This is a genomic window from Streptomyces sp. f51, assembly GCF_037940415.1.
GTDB lineage: Bacteria > Actinomycetota > Actinomycetes > Streptomycetales > Streptomycetaceae > Streptomyces.
In genome coordinates this window covers 1-24,205 of the sequence record NZ_CP149799.1, presented here as the reverse complement: position 1 = coordinate 24,205, position 24,205 = coordinate 1, and the positions used below count along the sequence as shown (strand labels likewise).

Here is a 24,205-nt window from a genome sequence, read left to right as displayed (position 1 = left end):
TTGATACATTCTGTAACAACATTGATACATTCTGTAACAACATTGATACATTCTGTAACAACATTGATACATTCTGTAACAACATTGATACATTCTGTAACAACATTGATACATTCTGTAACAACATTGATACATTCTGTAACAACATTGATACATTCTGTAACAACATTGATACATTCTGTAACAACATTGACACATTCTGTAACAACATTGATACATTCTGTAACAACATTGATACATTCTGTAACAACATTGATACATTCTGTAACAACATTGATACATTCTGTAACAACATTGATACATTCTGTAACAACATTGATACATTCTGTAACAACATTGATACATTCTGTAACAACATTGATACATTCTGTAACAACATTGATACATTCTGTAACAACATTGATACATTCTGTAACAACATTGATACATTCTGTAACTACATTGATACATTCTGTAACAACATTGATACATTCTGTAACAACATTGATACATTCTGTAACAACATTGATACATTCTGTAACAACATTGATACATTCTGTAACAACATTGATACATTCTGTAACAACATTGACACATTCTGTAACAACATTGATACATTCTGTAACAACATTGATACATTCTGTAACAACATTGATACATTCTGTAACAACATTGATACATTCTGTAACAACATTGATACATTCTGTAACAACATTGATACATTCTGTAACAACATTGATACATTCTGTAACAACATTGACACATTCTGTAACTACATTGATACATTCTGTAACAACATTGATACATTCTGTAACAACATTGATACATTCTGTAACAACATTGATACATTCTGTAACAACATTGATACATTCTGTAACAACATTGATACATTCTGTAACAACATTGATACATTCTGTAACAACATTGATACATTCTGTAACAACATTGACACATTCTGTAACAACATTGATACATTCTGTAACAACATTGATACATTCTGTAACAACATTGATACATTCTGTAACAACATTGATACATTCTGTAACAACATTGACACATTCTGTAACAACATTGACACATTCTGTAACAACATTGATACATTCTGTAACAACATTGATACATTCTGTAACAACATTGACACATTCTGTAACTACATTGATACATTCTGTAACAACATTGATACATTCTGTAACAACATTGATACATTCTGTAACAACATTGACACATTCTGTAACTACAGTGATACATTCTGTAACAACATTGATACATTCTGTAACAACATTGACACATTCTGTAACAACATTGATACATTCTGTAACAACATTGATACATTCTGTAACAACATTGACACATTCTGTAACAACATTGATACATTCTGTAACAACATTGACACATTCTGTAACTACATTGATACATTCTGTAACAACATTGATACATTCTGTAACAACATTGATACATTCTGTAACTACAGTGATACATTCTGTAACAACATTGATACATTCTGTAACAACATTGATACATTCTGTAACAACATTGATACATTCTGTAACAACATTGATACATTCTGTAACAACATTGATACATTCTGTAACAACATTGACACATTCTGTAACAACATTGATACATTCTGTAACAACATTGATACATTCTGTAACAACATTGATACATTCTGTAACAACATTGATACATTCTGTAACAACAGTGATACATTCTGTAACAACATTGAACAACATTGATACATTGTGTAACAACATTGATACATTGTGTAACAACATTGATACATTGTGTAACAACATTGATACATTGTGTAACAACATTGATACATTGTGTAACAACATTGATACATTGTGTAACAACATTGATACATTGTGTAACAACATTGATACATTGTGTAACAACATTGATACATTGTGTAACAACATTGATACATTGTGTAACAACATTGATACATTGTGTAACAACATTGATACATTGTGTAACAACATTGATACATTGTGTAACAACATTGATACATTGTGTAACAACATTGATACATTGTGTAACAACATTGATACATTGTGTAACAACATTGATACATTGTGTAACAACATTGATACATTGTGTAACAACATTGATACATTGTGTAACAACATTGATACATTGTGTAACAACATTGATACATTGTGTAACAACATTGATACATTGTGTAACAACATTGATACATTGTGTAACAACATTGATACATTGTGTAACAACATTGATACATTGTGTAACAACATTGATACATTGTGTAACAACATTGATACATTGTGTAACAACATTGATACATTGTGTAACAACATTGATACATTGTGTAACAACATTGATACATTGTGTAACAACATTGATACATTGTGTAACAACATTGATACATTGTGTAACAACATTGATACATTGTGTAACAACATTGATACATTGTGTAACAACATTGATACATTGTGTAACAACATTGATACATTGTGTAACAACATTGATACATTGTGTAACAACATTGATACATTGTGTAACAACATTGATACATTGTGTAACAACATTGATACATTGTGTAACAACATTGATACATTGTGTAACAACATTGATACATTGTGTAACAACATTGATACATTGTGTAACAACATTGATACATTGTGTAACAACATTGATACATTGTGTAACAACATTGATACATTGTGTAACAACATTGATACATTGTGTAACAACATTGATACATTGTGTAACAACATTGATACATTGTGTAACAACATTGATACATTGTGTAACAACATTGATACATTGTGTAACAACATTGATACATTGTGTAACAACATTGATACATTGTGTAACAACATTGATACATTGTGTAACAACATTGATACATTGTGTAACAACATTGATACATTGTGTAACAACATTGATACATTGTGTAACAACATTGATACATTGTGTAACAACATTGATACATTGTGTAACAACATTGATACATTGTGTAACAACATTGATACATTGATACATTGTGTAACAACATTGATACATTGTGTAACAACATTGATACATTGTGTAACAACATTGATACATTGTGTAACAACATTGATACATTGTGTAACAACATTGATACATTGTGTAACAACATTGATACATTGTGTAACAACATTGATACATTGTGTAACAACATTGATACATTGTGTAACAACATTGATACATTGTGTAACAACATTGATACATTGTGTAACAACATTGATACATTGTGTAACAACATTGATACATTGTGTAACAACATTGATACATTGTGTAACAACATTGATACATTGTGTAACAACATTGATACATTGTGTAACAACATTGATACATTGTGTAACAACATTGATACATTGTGTAACAACATTGATACATTGTGTAACAACATTGATACATTGTGTAACAACATTGATACATTGTGTAACAACATTGATACATTGTGTAACAACATTGATACATTGTGTAACAACATTGATACATTGTGTAACAACATTGATACATTGTGTAACAACATTGATACATTGTGTAACAACATTGATACATTGTGTAACAACATTGATACATTGTGTAACAACATTGATACATTGTGTAACAACATTGATACATTGTGTAACAACATTGATACATTGTGTAACAACATTGATACATTGTGTAACAACATTGATACATTGTGTAACAACATTGATACATTGTGTAACAACATTGATACATTGTGTAACAACATTGATACATTGTGTAACAACATTGATACATTGTGTAACAACATTGATACATTGTGTAACAACATTGATACATTGTGTAACAACATTGATACATTGTGTAACAACATTGATACATTGTGTAACAACATTGATACATTGTGTAACAACATTGATACATTGTGTAACAACATTGATACATTGTGTAACAACATTGATACATTGTGTAACAACATTGATACATTGTGTAACAACATTGATACATTGTGTAACAACATTGATACATTGTGTAACAACATTGATACATTGTGTAACAACATTGATACATTGTGTAACAACATTGATACATTGTGTAACAACATTGATACATTGTGTAACAACATTGATACATTGTGTAACAACATTGATACATTGTGTAACAACATTGATACATTGTGTAACAACATTGATACATTGTGTAACAACATTGATACATTGTGTAACAACATTGATACATTGTGTAACAACATTGATACATTGTGTAACAACATTGATACATTGTGTAACAACATTGATACATTGTGTAACAACATTGATACATTGTGTAACAACATTGATACATTGTGTAACAACATTGATACATTGTGTAACAACATTGATACATTGTGTAACAACATTGATACATTGTGTAACAACATTGATACATTGTGTAACAACATTGATACATTGTGTAACAACATTGATACATTGTGTAACAACATTGATACATTGTGTAACAACATTGATACATTGTGTAACAACATTGATACATTGTGTAACAACATTGATACATTGTGTAACAACATTGATACATTGTGTAACAACATTGATACATTGTGTAACAACATTGATACATTGTGTAACAACATTGATACATTGTGTAACAACATTGATACATTGTGTAACAACATTGATACATTGTGTAACAACATTGATACATTGTGTAACAACATTGATACATTGTGTAACAACATTGATACATTGTGTAACAACATTGATACATTGTGTAACAACATTGATACATTGTGTAACAACATTGATACATTGTGTAACAACATTGATACATTGTGTAACAACATTGATACATTGTGTAACAACATTGATACATTGTGTAACAACATTGATACATTGTGTAACAACATTGATACATTGTGTAACAACATTGATACATTGTGTAACAACATTGATACATTGTGTAACAACATTGATACATTGTGTAACAACATTGATACATTGTGTAACAACATTGATACATTGTGTAACAACATTGATACATTGTGTAACAACATTGATACATTGTGTAACAACATTGATACATTGTGTAACAACATTGATACATTGTGTAACAACATTGATACATTGTGTAACAACATTGATACATTGTGTAACAACATTGATACATTGTGTAACAACATTGATACATTGTGTAACAACATTGATACATTGTGTAACAACATTTACATTGTGTAACAACATTGATACATTGTGTAACAACATTGATACATTGTGTAACAACATTGATACATTGTGTAACAACATTGATACATTGTGTAACAACATTGATACATTGTGTAACAACATTGATACATTGTGTAACAACATTGATACATTGTGTAACAACATTGATACATTGTGTAACAACATTGATACATTGTGTAACAACATTGATACATTGTGTAACAACATTGATACATTGTGTAACAACATTGATACATTGTGTAACAACATTGATACATTGTGTAACAACATTGATACATTGTGTAACAACATTGATACATTGTGTAACAACATTGATACATTGTGTAACAACATTGATACATTGTGTAACAACATTGATACATTGTGTAACAACATTGATACATTGTGTAACAACATTGATACATTGTGTAACAACATTGATACATTGTGTAACAACATTGATACATTGTGTAACAACATTGATACATTGTGTAACAACATTGATACATTGTGTAACAACATTGATACATTGTGTAACAACATTGATACATTGTGTAACAACATTGATACATTGTGTAACAACATTGATACATTGTGTAACAACATTGATACATTGTGTAACAACATTGATACATTGTGTAACAACATTGATACATTGTGTAACAACATTGATACATTGTGTAACAACATTGATACATTGTGTAACAACATTGATACATTGTGTAACAACATTGATACATTGTGTAACAACATTGATACATTGTGTAACAACATTGATACATTGTGTAACAACATTGATACATTGTGTAACAACATTGATACATTGTGTAACAACATTGATACATTGTGTAACAACATTGATACATTGTGTAACAACATTGATACATTGTGTAACAACATTGATACATTGTGTAACAACATTGATACATTGTGTAACAACATTGATACATTGTGTAACAACATTGATACATTGTGTAACAACATTGATACATTGTGTAACAACATTGATACATTGTGTAACAACATTGATACATTGTGTAACAACATTGATACATTGTGTAACAACATTGATACATTGTGTAACAACATTGATACATTGTGTAACAACATTGATACATTGTGTAACAACATTGATACATTGTGTAACAACATTGATACATTGTGTAACAACATTGATACATTGTGTAACAACATTGATACATTGTGTAACAACATTGATACATTGTGTAACAACATTGATACATTGTGTAACAACATTGATACATTGTGTAACAACATTGATACATTGTGTAACAACATTGATACATTGTGTAACAACATTGATACATTGTGTAACAACATTGATACATTGTGTAACAACATTGATACATTGTGTAACAACATTGATACATTGTGTAACAACATTGATACATTGTGTAACAACATTGATACATTGTGTAACAACATTGATACATTGTGTAACAACATTGATACATTGTGTAACAACATTGATACATTGTGTAACAACATTGATACATTGTGTAACAACATTGATACATTGTGTAACAACATTGATACATTGTGTAACAACATTGATACATTGTGTAACAACATTGATACATTGTGTAACAACATTGATACATTGTGTAACAACATTGATACATTGTGTAACAACATTGATACATTGTGTAACAACATTGATACATTGTGTAACAACATTGATACATTGTGTAACAACATTGATACATTGTGTAACAACATTGATACATTGTGTAACAACATTGATACATTGTGTAACAACATTGATACATTGTGTAACAACATTGATACATTGTGTAACAACATTGATACATTGTGTAACAACATTGATACATTGTGTAACAACATTGATACATTGTGTAACAACATTGATACATTGTGTAACAACATTGATACATTGTGTAACAACATTGATACATTGTGTAACAACATTGATACATTGTGTAACAACATTGATACATTGTGTAACAACATTGATACATTGTGTAACAACATTGATACATTGTGTAACAACATTGATACATTGTGTAACAACATTGATACATTGTGTAACAACATTGATACATTGTGTAACAACATTGATACATTGTGTAACAACATTGATACATTGTGTAACAACATTGATACATTGTGTAACAACATTGATACATTGTGTAACAACATTGATACATTGTGTAACAACATTGATACATTGTGTAACAACATTGATACATTGTGTAACAACATTGATACATTGTGTAACAACATTGATACATTGTGTAACAACATTGATACATTGTGTAACAACATTGATACATTGTGTAACAACATTGATACATTGTGTAACAACATTGATACATTGTGTAACAACATTGATACATTGTGTAACAACATTGATACATTGTGTAACAACATTGATACATTGTGTAACAACATTGATACATTGTGTAACAACATTGATACATTGTGTAACAACATTGATACATTGTGTAACAACATTGATACATTGTGTAACAACATTGATACATTGTGTAACAACATTGATACATTGTGTAACAACATTGATACATTGTGTAACAACATTGATACATTGTGTAACAACATTGATACATTGTGTAACAACATTGATACATTGTGTAACAACATTGATACATTGTGTAACAACATTGATACATTGTGTAACAACATTGATACATTGTGTAACAACATTGATACATTGTGTAACAACATTGATACATTGTGTAACAACATTGATACATTGTGTAACAACATTGATACATTGTGTAACAACATTGATACATTGTGTAACAACATTGATACATTGTGTAACAACATTGATACATTGTGTAACAACATTGATACATTGTGTAACAACATTGATACATTGTGTAACAACATTGATACATTGTGTAACAACATTGATACATTGTGTAACAACATTGATACATTGTGTAACAACATTGATACATTGTGTAACAACATTGATACATTGTGTAACAACATTGATACATTGTGTAACAACATTGATACATTGTGTAACAACATTGATACATTGTGTAACAACATTGATACATTGTGTAACAACATTGATACATTGTGTAACAACATTGATACATTGTGTAACAACATTGATACATTGTGTAACAACATTGATACATTGTGTAACAACATTGATACATTGTGTAACAACATTGATACATTGTGTAACAACATTGATACATTGTGTAACAACATTGATACATTGTGTAACAACATTGATACATTGTGTAACAACATTGATACATTGTGTAACAACATTGATACATTGTGTAACAACATTGATACATTGTGTAACAACATTGATACATTGTGTAACAACATTGATACATTGTGTAACAACATTGATACATTGTGTAACAACATTGATACATTGTGTAACAACATTGATACATTGTGTAACAACATTGATACATTGTGTAACAACATTGATACATTGTGTAACAACATTGATACATTGTGTAACAACATTGATACATTGTGTAACAACATTGATACATTGTGTAACAACATTGATACATTGTGTAACAACATTGATACATTGTGTAACAACATTGATACATTGTGTAACAACATTGATACATTGTGTAACAACATTGATACATTGTGTAACAACATTGATACATTGTGTAACAACATTGATACATTGTGTAACAACATTGATACATTGTGTAACAACATTGATACATTGTGTAACAACATTGATACATTGTGTAACAACATTGATACATTGTGTAACAACATTGATACATTGTGTAACAACATTGATACATTGTGTAACAACATTGATACATTGTGTAACAACATTGATACATTGTGTAACAACATTGATACATTGTGTAACAACATTGATACATTGTGTAACAACATTGATACATTGTGTAACAACATTGATACATTGTGTAACAACATTGATACATTGTGTAACAACATTGATACATTGTGTAACAACATTGATACATTGTGTAACAACATTGATACATTGTGTAACAACATTGATACATTGTGTAACAACATTGATACATTGTGTAACAACATTGATACATTGTGTAACAACATTGATACATTGTGTAACAACATTGATACATTGTGTAACAACATTGATACATTGTGTAACAACATTGATACATTGTGTAACAACATTGATACATTGTGTAACAACATTGATACATTGTGTAACAACATTGATACATTGTGTAACAACATTGATACATTGTGTAACAACATTGATACATTGTGTAACAACATTGATACATTGTGTAACAACATTGATACATTGTGTAACAACATTGATACATTCTGTAACAACATTGATACATTGTGTAACAACATTGATACATTGTGTAACAACATTGATACATTGTGTAACAACATTGATACATTGTGTAACAACATTGATACATTGTGTAACAACATTGATACATTGTGTAACAACATTGATACATTGTGTAACAACATTGATACATTGTGTAACAACATTGATACATTGTGTAACAACATTGATACATTGTGTAACAACATTGATACATTGTGTAACAACATTGATACATTGTGTAACAACATTGATACATTGTGTAACAACATTGATACATTGTGTAACAACATTGATACATTGTGTAACAACATTGATACATTGTGTAACAACATTGATACATTGTGTAACAACATTGATACATTGTGTAACAACATTGATACATTGTGTAACAACATTGATACATTGTGTAACAACATTGATACATTGTGTAACAACATTGATACATTGTGTAACAACATTGATACATTGTGTAACAACATTGATACATTGTGTAACAACATTGATACATTGTGTAACAACATTGATACATTGTGTAACAACATTGATACATTGTGTAACAACATTGATACATTGTGTAACAACATTGATACATTGTGTAACAACATTGATACATTGTGTAACAACATTGATACATTGTGTAACAACATTGATACATTGTGTAACAACATTGATACATTGTGTAACAACATTGATACATTGTGTAACAACATTGATACATTGTGTAACAACATTGATACATTGTGTAACAACATTGATACATTGTGTAACAACATTGATACATTGTGTAACAACATTGATACATTGTGTAACAACATTGATACATTGTGTAACAACATTGATACATTGTGTAACAACATTGATACATTGTGTAACAACATTGATACATTGTGTAACAACATTGATACATTGTGTAACAACATTGATACATTGTGTAACAACATTGATACATTGTGTAACAACATTGATACATTGTGTAACAACATTGATACATTGTGTAACAACATTGATACATTGTGTAACAACATTGATACATTGTGTAACAACATTGATACATTGTGTAACAACATTGATACATTGTGTAACAACATTGATACATTGTGTAACAACATTGATACATTGTGTAACAACATTGATACATTGTGTAACAACATTGATACATTGTGTAACAACATTGATACATTGTGTAACAACATTGATACATTGTGTAACAACATTGATACATTGTGTAACAACATTGATACATTGTGTAACAACATTGATACATTGTGTAACAACATTGATACATTGTGTAACAACATTGATACATTGTGTAACAACATTGATACATTGTGTAACAACATTGATACATTGTGTAACAACATTGATACATTGTGTAACAACATTGATACATTGTGTAACAACATTGATACATTGTGTAACAACATTGATACATTGTGTAACAACATTGATACATTGTGTAACAACATTGATACATTGTGTAACAACATTGATACATTGTGTAACAACATTGATACATTGTGTAACAACATTGATACATTGTGTAACAACATTGATACATTGTGTAACAACATTGATACATTGTGTAACAACATTGATACATTGTGTAACAACATTGATACATTGTGTAACAACATTGATACATTGTGTAACAACATTGATACATTGTGTAACAACATTGATACATTGTGTAACAACATTGATACATTGTGTAACAACATTGATACATTGTGTAACAACATTGATACATTGTGTAACAACATTGATACATTGTGTAACAACATTGATACATTGTGTAACAACATTGATACATTGTGTAACAACATTGATACATTGTGTAACAACATTGATACATTGTGTAACAACATTGATACATTGTGTAACAACATTGATACATTGTGTAACAACATTGATACATTGTGTAACAACATTGATACATTGTGTAACAACATTGATACATTGTGTAACAACATTGATACATTGTGTAACAACATTGATACATTGTGTAACAACATTGATACATTGTGTAACAACATTGATACATTGTGTAACAACATTGATACATTGTGTAACAACATTGATACATTGTGTAACAACATTGATACATTGTGTAACAACATTGATACATTGTGTAACAACATTGATACATTGTGTAACAACATTGATACATTGTGTAACAACATTGATACATTGTGTAACAACATTGATACATTGTGTAACAACATTGATACATTGTGTAACAACATTGATACATTGTGTAACAACATTGATACATTGTGTAACAACATTGATACATTGTGTAACAACATTGATACATTGTGTAACAACATTGATACATTGTGTAACAACATTGATACATTGTGTAACAACATTGATACATTGTGTAACAACATTGATACATTGTGTAACAACATTGATACATTGTGTAACAACATTGATACATTGTGTAACAACATTGATACATTGTGTAACAACATTGATACATTGTGTAACAACATTGATACATTGTGTAACAACATTGATACATTGTGTAACAACATTGATACATTGTGTAACAACATTGATACATTGTGTAACAACATTGATACATTGTGTAACAACATTGATACATTGTGTAACAACATTGATACATTGTGTAACAACATTGATACATTGTGTAACAACATTGATACATTGTGTAACAACATTGATACATTGTGTAACAACATTGATACATTGTGTAACAACATTGATACATTGTGTAACAACATTGATACATTGTGTAACAACATTGATACATTGTGTAACAACATTGATACATTGTGTAACAACATTGATACATTGTGTAACAACATTGATACATTGTGTAACAACATTGATACATTGTGTAACAACATTGATACATTGTGTAACAACATTGATACATTGTGTAACAACATTGATACATTGTGTAACAACATTGATACATTGTGTAACAACATTGATACATTGTGTAACAACATTGATACATTGTGTAACAACATTGATACATTGTGTAACAACATTGATACATTGTGTAACAACATTGATACATTGTGTAACAACATTGATACATTGTGTAACAACATTGATACATTGTGTAACAACATTGATACATTGTGTAACAACATTGATACATTGTGTAACAACATTGATACATTGTGTAACAACATTGATACATTGTGTAACAACATTGATACATTGTGTAACAACATTGATACATTGTGTAACAACATTGATACATTGTGTAACAACATTGATACATTGTGTAACAACATTGATACATTGTGTAACAACATTGATACATTGTGTAACAACATTGATACATTGTGTAACAACATTGATACATTGTGTAACAACATTGATACATTGTGTAACAACATTGATACATTGTGTAACAACATTGATACATTGTGTAACAACATTGATACATTGTGTAACAACATTGATACATTGTGTAACAACATTGATACATTGTGTAACAACATTGATACATTGTGTAACAACATTGATACATTGTGTAACAACATTGATACATTGTGTAACAACATTGATACATTGTGTAACAACATTGATACATTGTGTAACAACATTGATACATTGTGTAACAACATTGATACATTGTGTAACAACATTGATACATTGTGTAACAACATTGATACATTGTGTAACAACATTGATACATTGTGTAACAACATTGATACATTGTGTAACAACATTGATACATTGTGTAACAACATTGATACATTGTGTAACAACATTGATACATTGTGTAACAACATTGATACATTGTGTAACAACATTGATACATTGTGTAACAACATTGATACATTGTGTAACAACATTGATACATTGTGTAACAACATTGATACATTGTGTAACAACATTGATACATTGTGTAACAACATTGATACATTGTGTAACAACATTGATACATTGTGTAACAACATTGATACATTGTGTAACAACATTGATACATTGTGTAACAACATTGATACATTGTGTAACAACATTGATACATTGTGTAACAACATTGATACATTGTGTAACAACATTGATACATTGTGTAACAACATTGATACATTGTGTAACAACATTGATACATTGTGTAACAACATTGATACATTGTGTAACAACATTGATACATTGTGTAACAACATTGATACATTGTGTAACAACATTGATACATTGTGTAACAACATTGATACATTGTGTAACAACATTGATACATTGTGTAACAACATTGATACATTGTGTAACAACATTGATACATTGTGTAACAACATTGATACATTGTGTAACAACATTGATACATTGTGTAACAACATTGATACATTGTGTAACAACATTGATACATTGTGTAACAACATTGATACATTGTGTAACAACATTGATACATTGTGTAACAACATTGATACATTGTGTAACAACATTGATACATTGTGTAACAACATTGATACATTGTGTAACAACATTGATACATTGTGTAACAACATTGATACATTGTGTAACAACATTGATACATTGTGTAACAACATTGATACATTGTGTAACAACATTGATACATTGTGTAACAACATTGATACATTGTGTAACAACATTGATACATTGTGTAACAACATTGATACATTGTGTAACAACATTGATACATTGTGTAACAACATTGATACATTGTGTAACAACATTGATACATTGTGTAACAACATTGATACATTGTGTAACAACATTGATACATTGTGTAACAACATTGATACATTGTGTAACAACATTGATACATTGTGTAACAACATTGATACATTGTGTAACAACATTGATACATTGTGTAACAACATTGATACATTGTGTAACAACATTGATACATTGTGTAACAACATTGATACATTGTGTAACAACATTGATACATTGTGTAACAACATTGATACATTGTGTAACAACATTGATACATTGTGTAACAACATTGATACATTGTGTAACAACATTGATACATTGTGTAACAACATTGATACATTGTGTAACAACATTGATACATTGTGTAACAACATTGATACATTGTGTAACAACATTGATACATTGTGTAACAACATTGATACATTGTGTAACAACATTGATACATTGTGTAACAACATTGATACATTGTGTAACAACATTGATACATTGTGTAACAACATTGATACATTGTGTAACAACATTGATACATTGTGTAACAACATTGATACATTGTGTAACAACATTGATACATTGTGTAACAACATTGATACATTGTGTAACAACATTGATACATTGTGTAACAACATTGATACATTGTGTAACAACATTGATACATTGTGTAACAACATTGATACATTGTGTAACAACATTGATACATTGTGTAACAACATTGATACATTGTGTAACAACATTGATACATTGTGTAACAACATTGATACATTGTGTAACAACATTGATACATTGTGTAACAACATTGATACATTGTGTAACAACATTGATACATTGTGTAACAACATTGATACATTGTGTAACAACATTGATACATTGTGTAACAACATTGATACATTGTGTAACAACATTGATACATTGTGTAACAACATTGATACATTGTGTAACAACATTGATACATTGTGTAACAACATTGATACATTGTGTAACAACATTGATACATTGTGTAACAACATTGATACATTGTGTAACAACATTGATACATTGTGTAACAACATTGATACATTGTGTAACAACATTGATACATTGTGTAACAACATTGATACATTGTGTAACAACATTGATACATTGTGTAACAACATTGATACATTGTGTAACAACATTGATACATTGTGTAACAACATTGATACATTGTGTAACAACATTGATACATTGTGTAACAACATTGATACATTGTGTAACAACATTGATACATTGTGTAACAACATTGATACATTGTGTAACAACATTGATACATTGTGTAACAACATTGATACATTGTGTAACAACATTGATACATTGTGTAACAACATTGATACATTGTGTAACAACATTGATACATTGTGTAACAACATTGATACATTGTGTAACAACATTGATACATTGTGTAACAACATTGATACATTGTGTAACAACATTGATACATTGTGTAACAACATTGATACATTGTGTAACAACATTGATACATTGTGTAACAACATTGATACATTGTGTAACAACATTGATACATTGTGTAACAACATTGATACATTGTGTAACAACATTGATACATTGTGTAACAACATTGATACATTGTGTAACAACATTGATACATTGTGTAACAACATTGATACATTGTGTAACAACATTGATACATTGTGTAACAACATTGATACATTGTGTAACAACATTGATACATTGTGTAACAACATTGATACATTGTGTAACAACATTGATACATTGTGTAACAACATTGATACATTGTGTAACAACATTGATACATTGTGTAACAACATTGATACATTGTGTAACAACATTGATACATTGTGTAACAACATTGATACATTGTGTAACAACATTGATACATTGTGTAACAACATTGATACATTGTGTAACAACATTGATACATTGTGTAACAACATTGATACATTGTGTAACAACATTGATACATTGTGTAACAACATTGATACATTGTGTAACAACATTGATACATTGTGTAACAACATTGATACATTGTGTAACAACATTGATACATTGTGTAACAACATTGATACATTGTGTAACAACATTGATACATTGTGTAACAACATTGATACATTGTGTAACAACATTGATACATTGTGTAACAACATTGATACATTGTGTAACAACATTGATACATTGTGTAACAACATTGATACATTGTGTAACAACATTGATACATTGTGTAACAACATTGATACATTGTGTAACAACATTGATACATTGTGTAACAACATTGATACATTGTGTAACAACATTGATACATTGTGTAACAACATTGATACATTGTGTAACAACATTGATACATTGTGTAACAACATTGATACATTGTGTAACAACATTGATACATTGTGTAACAACATTGATACATTGTGTAACAACATTGATACATTGTGTAACAACATTGATACATTGTGTAACAACATTGATACATTGTGTAACAACATTGATACATTGTGTAACAACATTGATACATTGTGTAACAACATTGATACATTGTGTAACAACATTGATACATTGTGTAACAACATTGATACATTGTGTAACAACATTGATACATTGTGTAACAACATTGATACATTGTGTAACAACATTGATACATTGTGTAACAACATTGATACATTGTGTAACAACATTGATACATTGTGTAACAACATTGATACATTGTGTAACAACATTGATACATTGTGTAACAACATTGATACATTGTGTAACAACATTGATACATTGTGTAACAACATTGATACATTGTGTAACAACATTGATACATTGTGTAACAACATTGATACATTGTGTAACAACATTGATACATTGTGTAACAACATTGATACATTGTGTAACAACATTGATACATTGTGTAACAACATTGATACATTGTGTAACAACATTGATACATTGTGTAACAACATTGATACATTGTGTAACAACATTGATACATTGTGTAACAACATTGATACATTGTGTAACAACATTGATACATTGTGTAACAACATTGATACATTGTGTAACAACATTGATACATTGTGTAACAACATTGATACATTGTGTAACAACATTGATACATTGTGTAACAACATTGATACATTGTGTAACAACATTGATACATTGTGTAACAACATTGATACATTGTGTAACAACATTGATACATTGTGTAACAACATTGATACATTGTGTAACAACATTGATACATTGTGTAACAACATTGATACATTGTGTAACAACATTGATACATTGTGTAACAACATTGATACATTGTGTAACAACATTGATACATTGTGTAACAACATTGATACATTGTGTAACAACATTGATACATTGTGTAACAACATTGATACATTGTGTAACAACATTGATACATTGTGTAACAACATTGATACATTGTGTAACAACATTGATACATTGTGTAACAACATTGATACATTGTGTAACAACATTGATACATTGTGTAACAACATTGATACATTGTGTAACAACATTGATACATTGTGTAACAACATTGATACATTGTGTAACAACATTGATACATTGTGTAACAACATTGATACATTGTGTAACAACATTGATACATTGTGTAACAACATTGATACATTGTGTAACAACATTGATACATTGTGTAACAACATTGATACATTGTGTAACAACATTGATACATTGTGTAACAACATTGATACATTGTGTAACAACATTGATACATTGTGTAACAACATTGATACATTGTGTAACAACATTGATACATTGTGTAACAACATTGATACATTGTGTAACAACATTGATACATTGTGTAACAACATTGATACATTGTGTAACAACATTGATACATTGTGTAACAACATTGATACATTGTGTAACAACATTGATACATTGTGTAACAACATTGATACATTGTGTAACAACATTGATACATTGTGTAACAACATTGATACATTGTGTAACAACATTGATACATTGTGTAACAACATTGATACATTGTGTAACAACATTGATACATTGTGTAACAACATTGATACATTGTGTAACAACATTGATACATTGTGTAACAACATTGATACATTGTGTAACAACATTGATACATTGTGTAACAACATTGATACATTGTGTAACAACATTGATACATTGTGTAACAACATTGATACATTGTGTAACAACATTGATACATTGTGTAACAACATTGATACATTGTGTAACAACATTGATACATTGTGTAACAACATTGATACATTGTGTAACAACATTGATACATTGTGTAACAACATTGATACATTGTGTAACAACATTGATACATTGTGTAACAACATTGATACATTGTGTAACAACATTGATACATTGTGTAACAACATTGATACATTGTGTAACAACATTGATACATTGTGTAACAACATTGATACATTGTGTAACAACATTGATACATTGTGTAACAACATTGATACATTGTGTAACAACATTGATACATTGTGTAACAACATTGATACATTGTGTAACAACATTGATACATTGTGTAACAACATTGATACATTGTGTAACAACATTGATACATTGTGTAACAACATTGATACATTGTGTAACAACATTGATACATTGTGTAACAACATTGATACATTGTGTAACAACATTGATACATTGTGTAACAACATTGATACATTGTGTAACAACATTGATACATTGTGTAACAACATTGATACATTGTGTAACAACATTGATACATTGTGTAACAACATTGATACATTGTGTAACAACATTGATACATTGTGTAACAACATTGATACATTGTGTAACAACATTGATACATTGTGTAACAACATTGATACATTGTGTAACAACATTGATACATTGTGTAACAACATTGATACATTGTGTAACAACATTGATACATTGTGTAACAACATTGATACATTGTGTAACAACATTGATACATTGTGTAACAACATTGATACATTGTGTAACAACATTGATACATTGTGTAACAACATTGATACATTGTGTAACAACATTGATACATTGTGTAACAACATTGATACATTGTGTAACAACATTGATACATTGTGTAACAACATTGATACATTGTGTAACAACATTGATACATTGTGTAACAACATTGATACATTGTGTAACAACATTGATACATTGTGTAACAACATTGATACATTGTGTAACAACATTGATACATTGTGTAACAACATTGATACATTGTGTAACAACATTGATACATTGTGTAACAACATTGATACATTGTGTAACAACATTGATACATTGTGTAACAACATTGATACATTGTGTAACAACATTGATACATTGTGTAACAACATTGATACATTGTGTAACAACATTGATACATTGTGTAACAACATTGATACATTGTGTAACAACATTGATACATTGTGTAACAACATTGATACATTGTGTAACAACATTGATACATTGTGTAACAACATTGATACATTGTGTAACAACATTGATACATTGTGTAACAACATTGATACATTGTGTAACAACATTGATACATTGTGTAACAACATTGATACATTGTGTAACAACATTGATACATTGTGTAACAACATTGATACATTGTGTAACAACATTGATACATTGTGTAACAACATTGATACATTGTGTAACAACATTGATACATTGTGTAACAACATTGATACATTGTGTAACAACATTGATACATTGTGTAACAACATTGATACATTGTGTAACAACATTGATACATTGTGTAACAACATTGATACATTGTGTAACAACATTGATACATTGTGTAACAACATTGATACATTGTGTAACAACATTGATACATTGTGTAACAACATTGATACATTGTGTAACAACATTGATACATTGTGTAACAACATTGATACATTGTGTAACAACATTGATACATTGTGTAACAACATTGATACATTGTGTAACAACATTGATACATTGTGTAACAACATTGATACATTGTGTAACAACATTGATACATTGTGTAACAACATTGATACATTGTGTAACAACATTGATACATTGTGTAACAACATTGATACATTGTGTAACAACATTGATACATTGTGTAACAACATTGATACATTGTGTAACAACATTGATACATTGTGTAACAACATTGATACATTGTGTAACAACATTGATACATTGTGTAACAACATTGATACATTGTGTAACAACATTGATACATTGTGTAACAACATTGATACATTGTGTAACAACATTGATACATTGTGTAACAACATTGATACATTGTGTAACAACATTGATACATTGTGTAACAACATTGATACATTGTGTAACAACATTGATACATTGTGTAACAACATTGATACATTGTGTAACAACATTGATACATTGTGTAACAACATTGATACATTGTGTAACAACATTGATACATTGTGTAACAACATTGATACATTGTGTAACAACATTGATACATTGTGTAACAACATTGATACATTGTGTAACAACATTGATACATTGTGTAACAACATTGATACATTGTGTAACAACATTGATACATTGTGTAACAACATTGATACATTGTGTAACAACATTGATACATTGTGTAACAACATTGATACATTGTGTAACAACATTGATACATTGTGTAACAACATTGATACATTGTGTAACAACATTGATACATTGTGTAACAACATTGATACATTGTGTAACAACATTGATACATTGTGTAACAACATTGATACATTGTGTAACAACATTGATACATTGTGTAACAACATTGATACATTGTGTAACAACATTGATACATTGTGTAACAACATTGATACATTGTGTAACAACATTGATACATTGTGTAACAACATTGATACATTGTGTAACAACATTGATACATTGTGTAACAACATTGATACATTGTGTAACAACATTGATACATTGTGTAACAACATTGATACATTGTGTAACAACATTGATACATTGTGTAACAACATTGATACATTGTGTAACAACATTGATACATTGTGTAACAACATTGATACATTGTGTAACAACATTGATACATTGTGTAACAACATTGATACATTGTGTAACAACATTGATACATTGTGTAACAACATTGATACATTGTGTAACAACATTGATACATTGTGTAACAACATTGATACATTGTGTAACAACATTGATACATTGTGTAACAACATTGATACATTGTGTAACAACATTGATACATTGTGTAACAACATTGATACATTGTGTAACAACATTGATACATTGTGTAACAACATTGATACATTGTGTAACAACATTGATACATTGTGTAACAACATTGATACATTGTGTAACAACATTGATACATTGTGTAACAACATTGATACATTGTGTAACAACATTGATACATTGTGTAACAACATTGATACATTGTGTAACAACATTGATACATTGTGTAACAACATTGATACATTGTGTAACAACATTGATACATTGTGTAACAACATTGATACATTGTGTAACAACATTGATACATTGTGTAACAACATTGATACATTGTGTAACAACATTGATACATTGTGTAACAACATTGATACATTGTGTAACAACATTGATACATTGTGTAACAACATTGATACATTGTGTAACAACATTGATACATTGTGTAACAACATTGATACATTGTGTAACAACATTGATACATTGTGTAACAACATTGATACATTGTGTAACAACATTGATACATTGTGTAACAACATTGATACATTGTGTAACAACATTGATACATTGTGTAACAACATTGATACATTGTGTAACAACATTGATACATTGTGTAACAACATTGATACATTGTGTAACAACATTGATACATTGTGTAACAACATTGATACATTGTGTAACAACATTGATACATTGTGTAACAACATTGATACATTGTGTAACAACATTGATACATTGTGTAACAACATTGATACATTGTGTAACAACATTGATACATTGTGTAACAACATTGATACATTGTGTAACAACATTGATACATTGTGTAACAACATTGATACATTGTGTAACAACATTGATACATTGTGTAACAACATTGATACATTGTGTAACAACATTGATACATTGTGTAACAACATTGATACATTGTGTAACAACATTGATACATTGTGTAACAACATTGATACATTGTGTAACAACATTGATACATTGTGTAACAACATTGATACATTGTGTAACAACATTGATACATTGTGTAACAACATTGATACATTGTGTAACAACATTGATACATTGTGTAACAACATTGATACATTGTGTAACAACATTGATACATTGTGTAACAACATTGATACATTGTGTAACAACATTGATACATTGTGTAACAACATTGATACATTGTGTAACAACATTGATACATTGTGTAACAACATTGATACATTGTGTAACAACATTGATACATTGTGTAACAACATTGATACATTGTGTAACAACATTGATACATTGTGTAACAACATTGATACATTGTGTAACAACATTGATACATTGTGTAACAACATTGATACATTGTGTAACAACATTGATACATTGTGTAACAACATTGATACATTGTGTAACAACATTGATACATTGTGTAACAACATTGATACATTGTGTAACAACATTGATACATTGTGTAACAACATTGATACATTGTGTAACAACATTGATACATTGTGTAACAACATTGATACATTGTGTAACAACATTGATACATTGTGTAACAACATTGATACATTGTGTAACAACATTGATACATTGTGTAACAACATTGATACATTGTGTAACAACATTGATACATTGTGTAACAACATTGATACATTGTGTAACAACATTGATACATTGTGTAACAACATTGATACATTGTGTAACAACATTGATACATTGTGTAACAACATTGATACATTGTGTAACAACATTGATACATTGTGTAACAACATTGATACATTGTGTAACAACATTGATACATTGTGTAACAACATTGATACATTGTGTAACAACATTGATACATTGTGTAACAACATTGATACATTGTGTAACAACATTGATACATTGTGTAACAACATTGATACATTGTGTAACAACATTGATACATTGTGTAACAACATTGATACATTGTGTAACAACATTGATACATTGTGTAACAACATTGATACATTGTGTAACAACATTGATACATTGTGTAACAACATTGATACATTGTGTAACAACATTGATACATTGTGTAACAACATTGATACATTGTGTAACAACATTGATACATTGTGTAACAACATTGATACATTGTGTAACAACATTGATACATTGTGTAACAACATTGATACATTGTGTAACAACATTGATACATTGTGTAACAACATTGATACATTGTGTAACAACATTGATACATTGTGTAACAACATTGATACATTGTGTAACAACATTGATACATTGTGTAACAACATTGATACATTGTGTAACAACATTGATACATTGTGTAACAACATTGATACATTGTGTAACAACATTGATACATTGTGTAACAACATTGATACATTGTGTAACAACATTGATACATTGTGTAACAACATTGATACATTGTGTAACAACATTGATACATTGTGTAACAACATTGATACATTGTGTAACAACATTGATACATTGTGTAACAACATTGATACATTGTGTAACAACATTGATACATTGTGTAACAACATTGATACATTGTGTAACAACATTGATACATTGTGTAACAACATTGATACATTGTGTAACAACATTGATACATTGTGTAACAACATTGATACATTGTGTAACAACATTGATACATTGTGTAACAACATTGATACATTGTGTAACAACATTGATACATTGTGTAACAACATTGATACATTGTGTAACAACATTGATACATTGTGTAACAACATTGATACATTGTGTAACAACATTGATACATTGTGTAACAACATTGATACATTGTGTAACAACATTGATACATTGTGTAACAACATTGATACATTGTGTAACAACATTGATACATTGTGTAACA

General features: G+C 28.6%; 1 protein-coding gene (cut by a window edge). It reads right to left on the bottom strand.

Features of this window, described 5'->3' with window-relative positions:
• Positions 1-24,188, bottom strand: the 5' portion of a protein-coding gene (locus WJM95_RS35325; RefSeq protein WP_339136160.1) for a hypothetical protein. Its footprint begins 8,146 nt before the window's first position; the window shows 24,188 of its 32,334 coding nt (coding positions 1-24,188); its start codon is at positions 24,186-24,188; its stop codon lies off the left edge, out of view.
• Between the last annotated feature and the right edge of the window lie 17 nt (positions 24,189-24,205).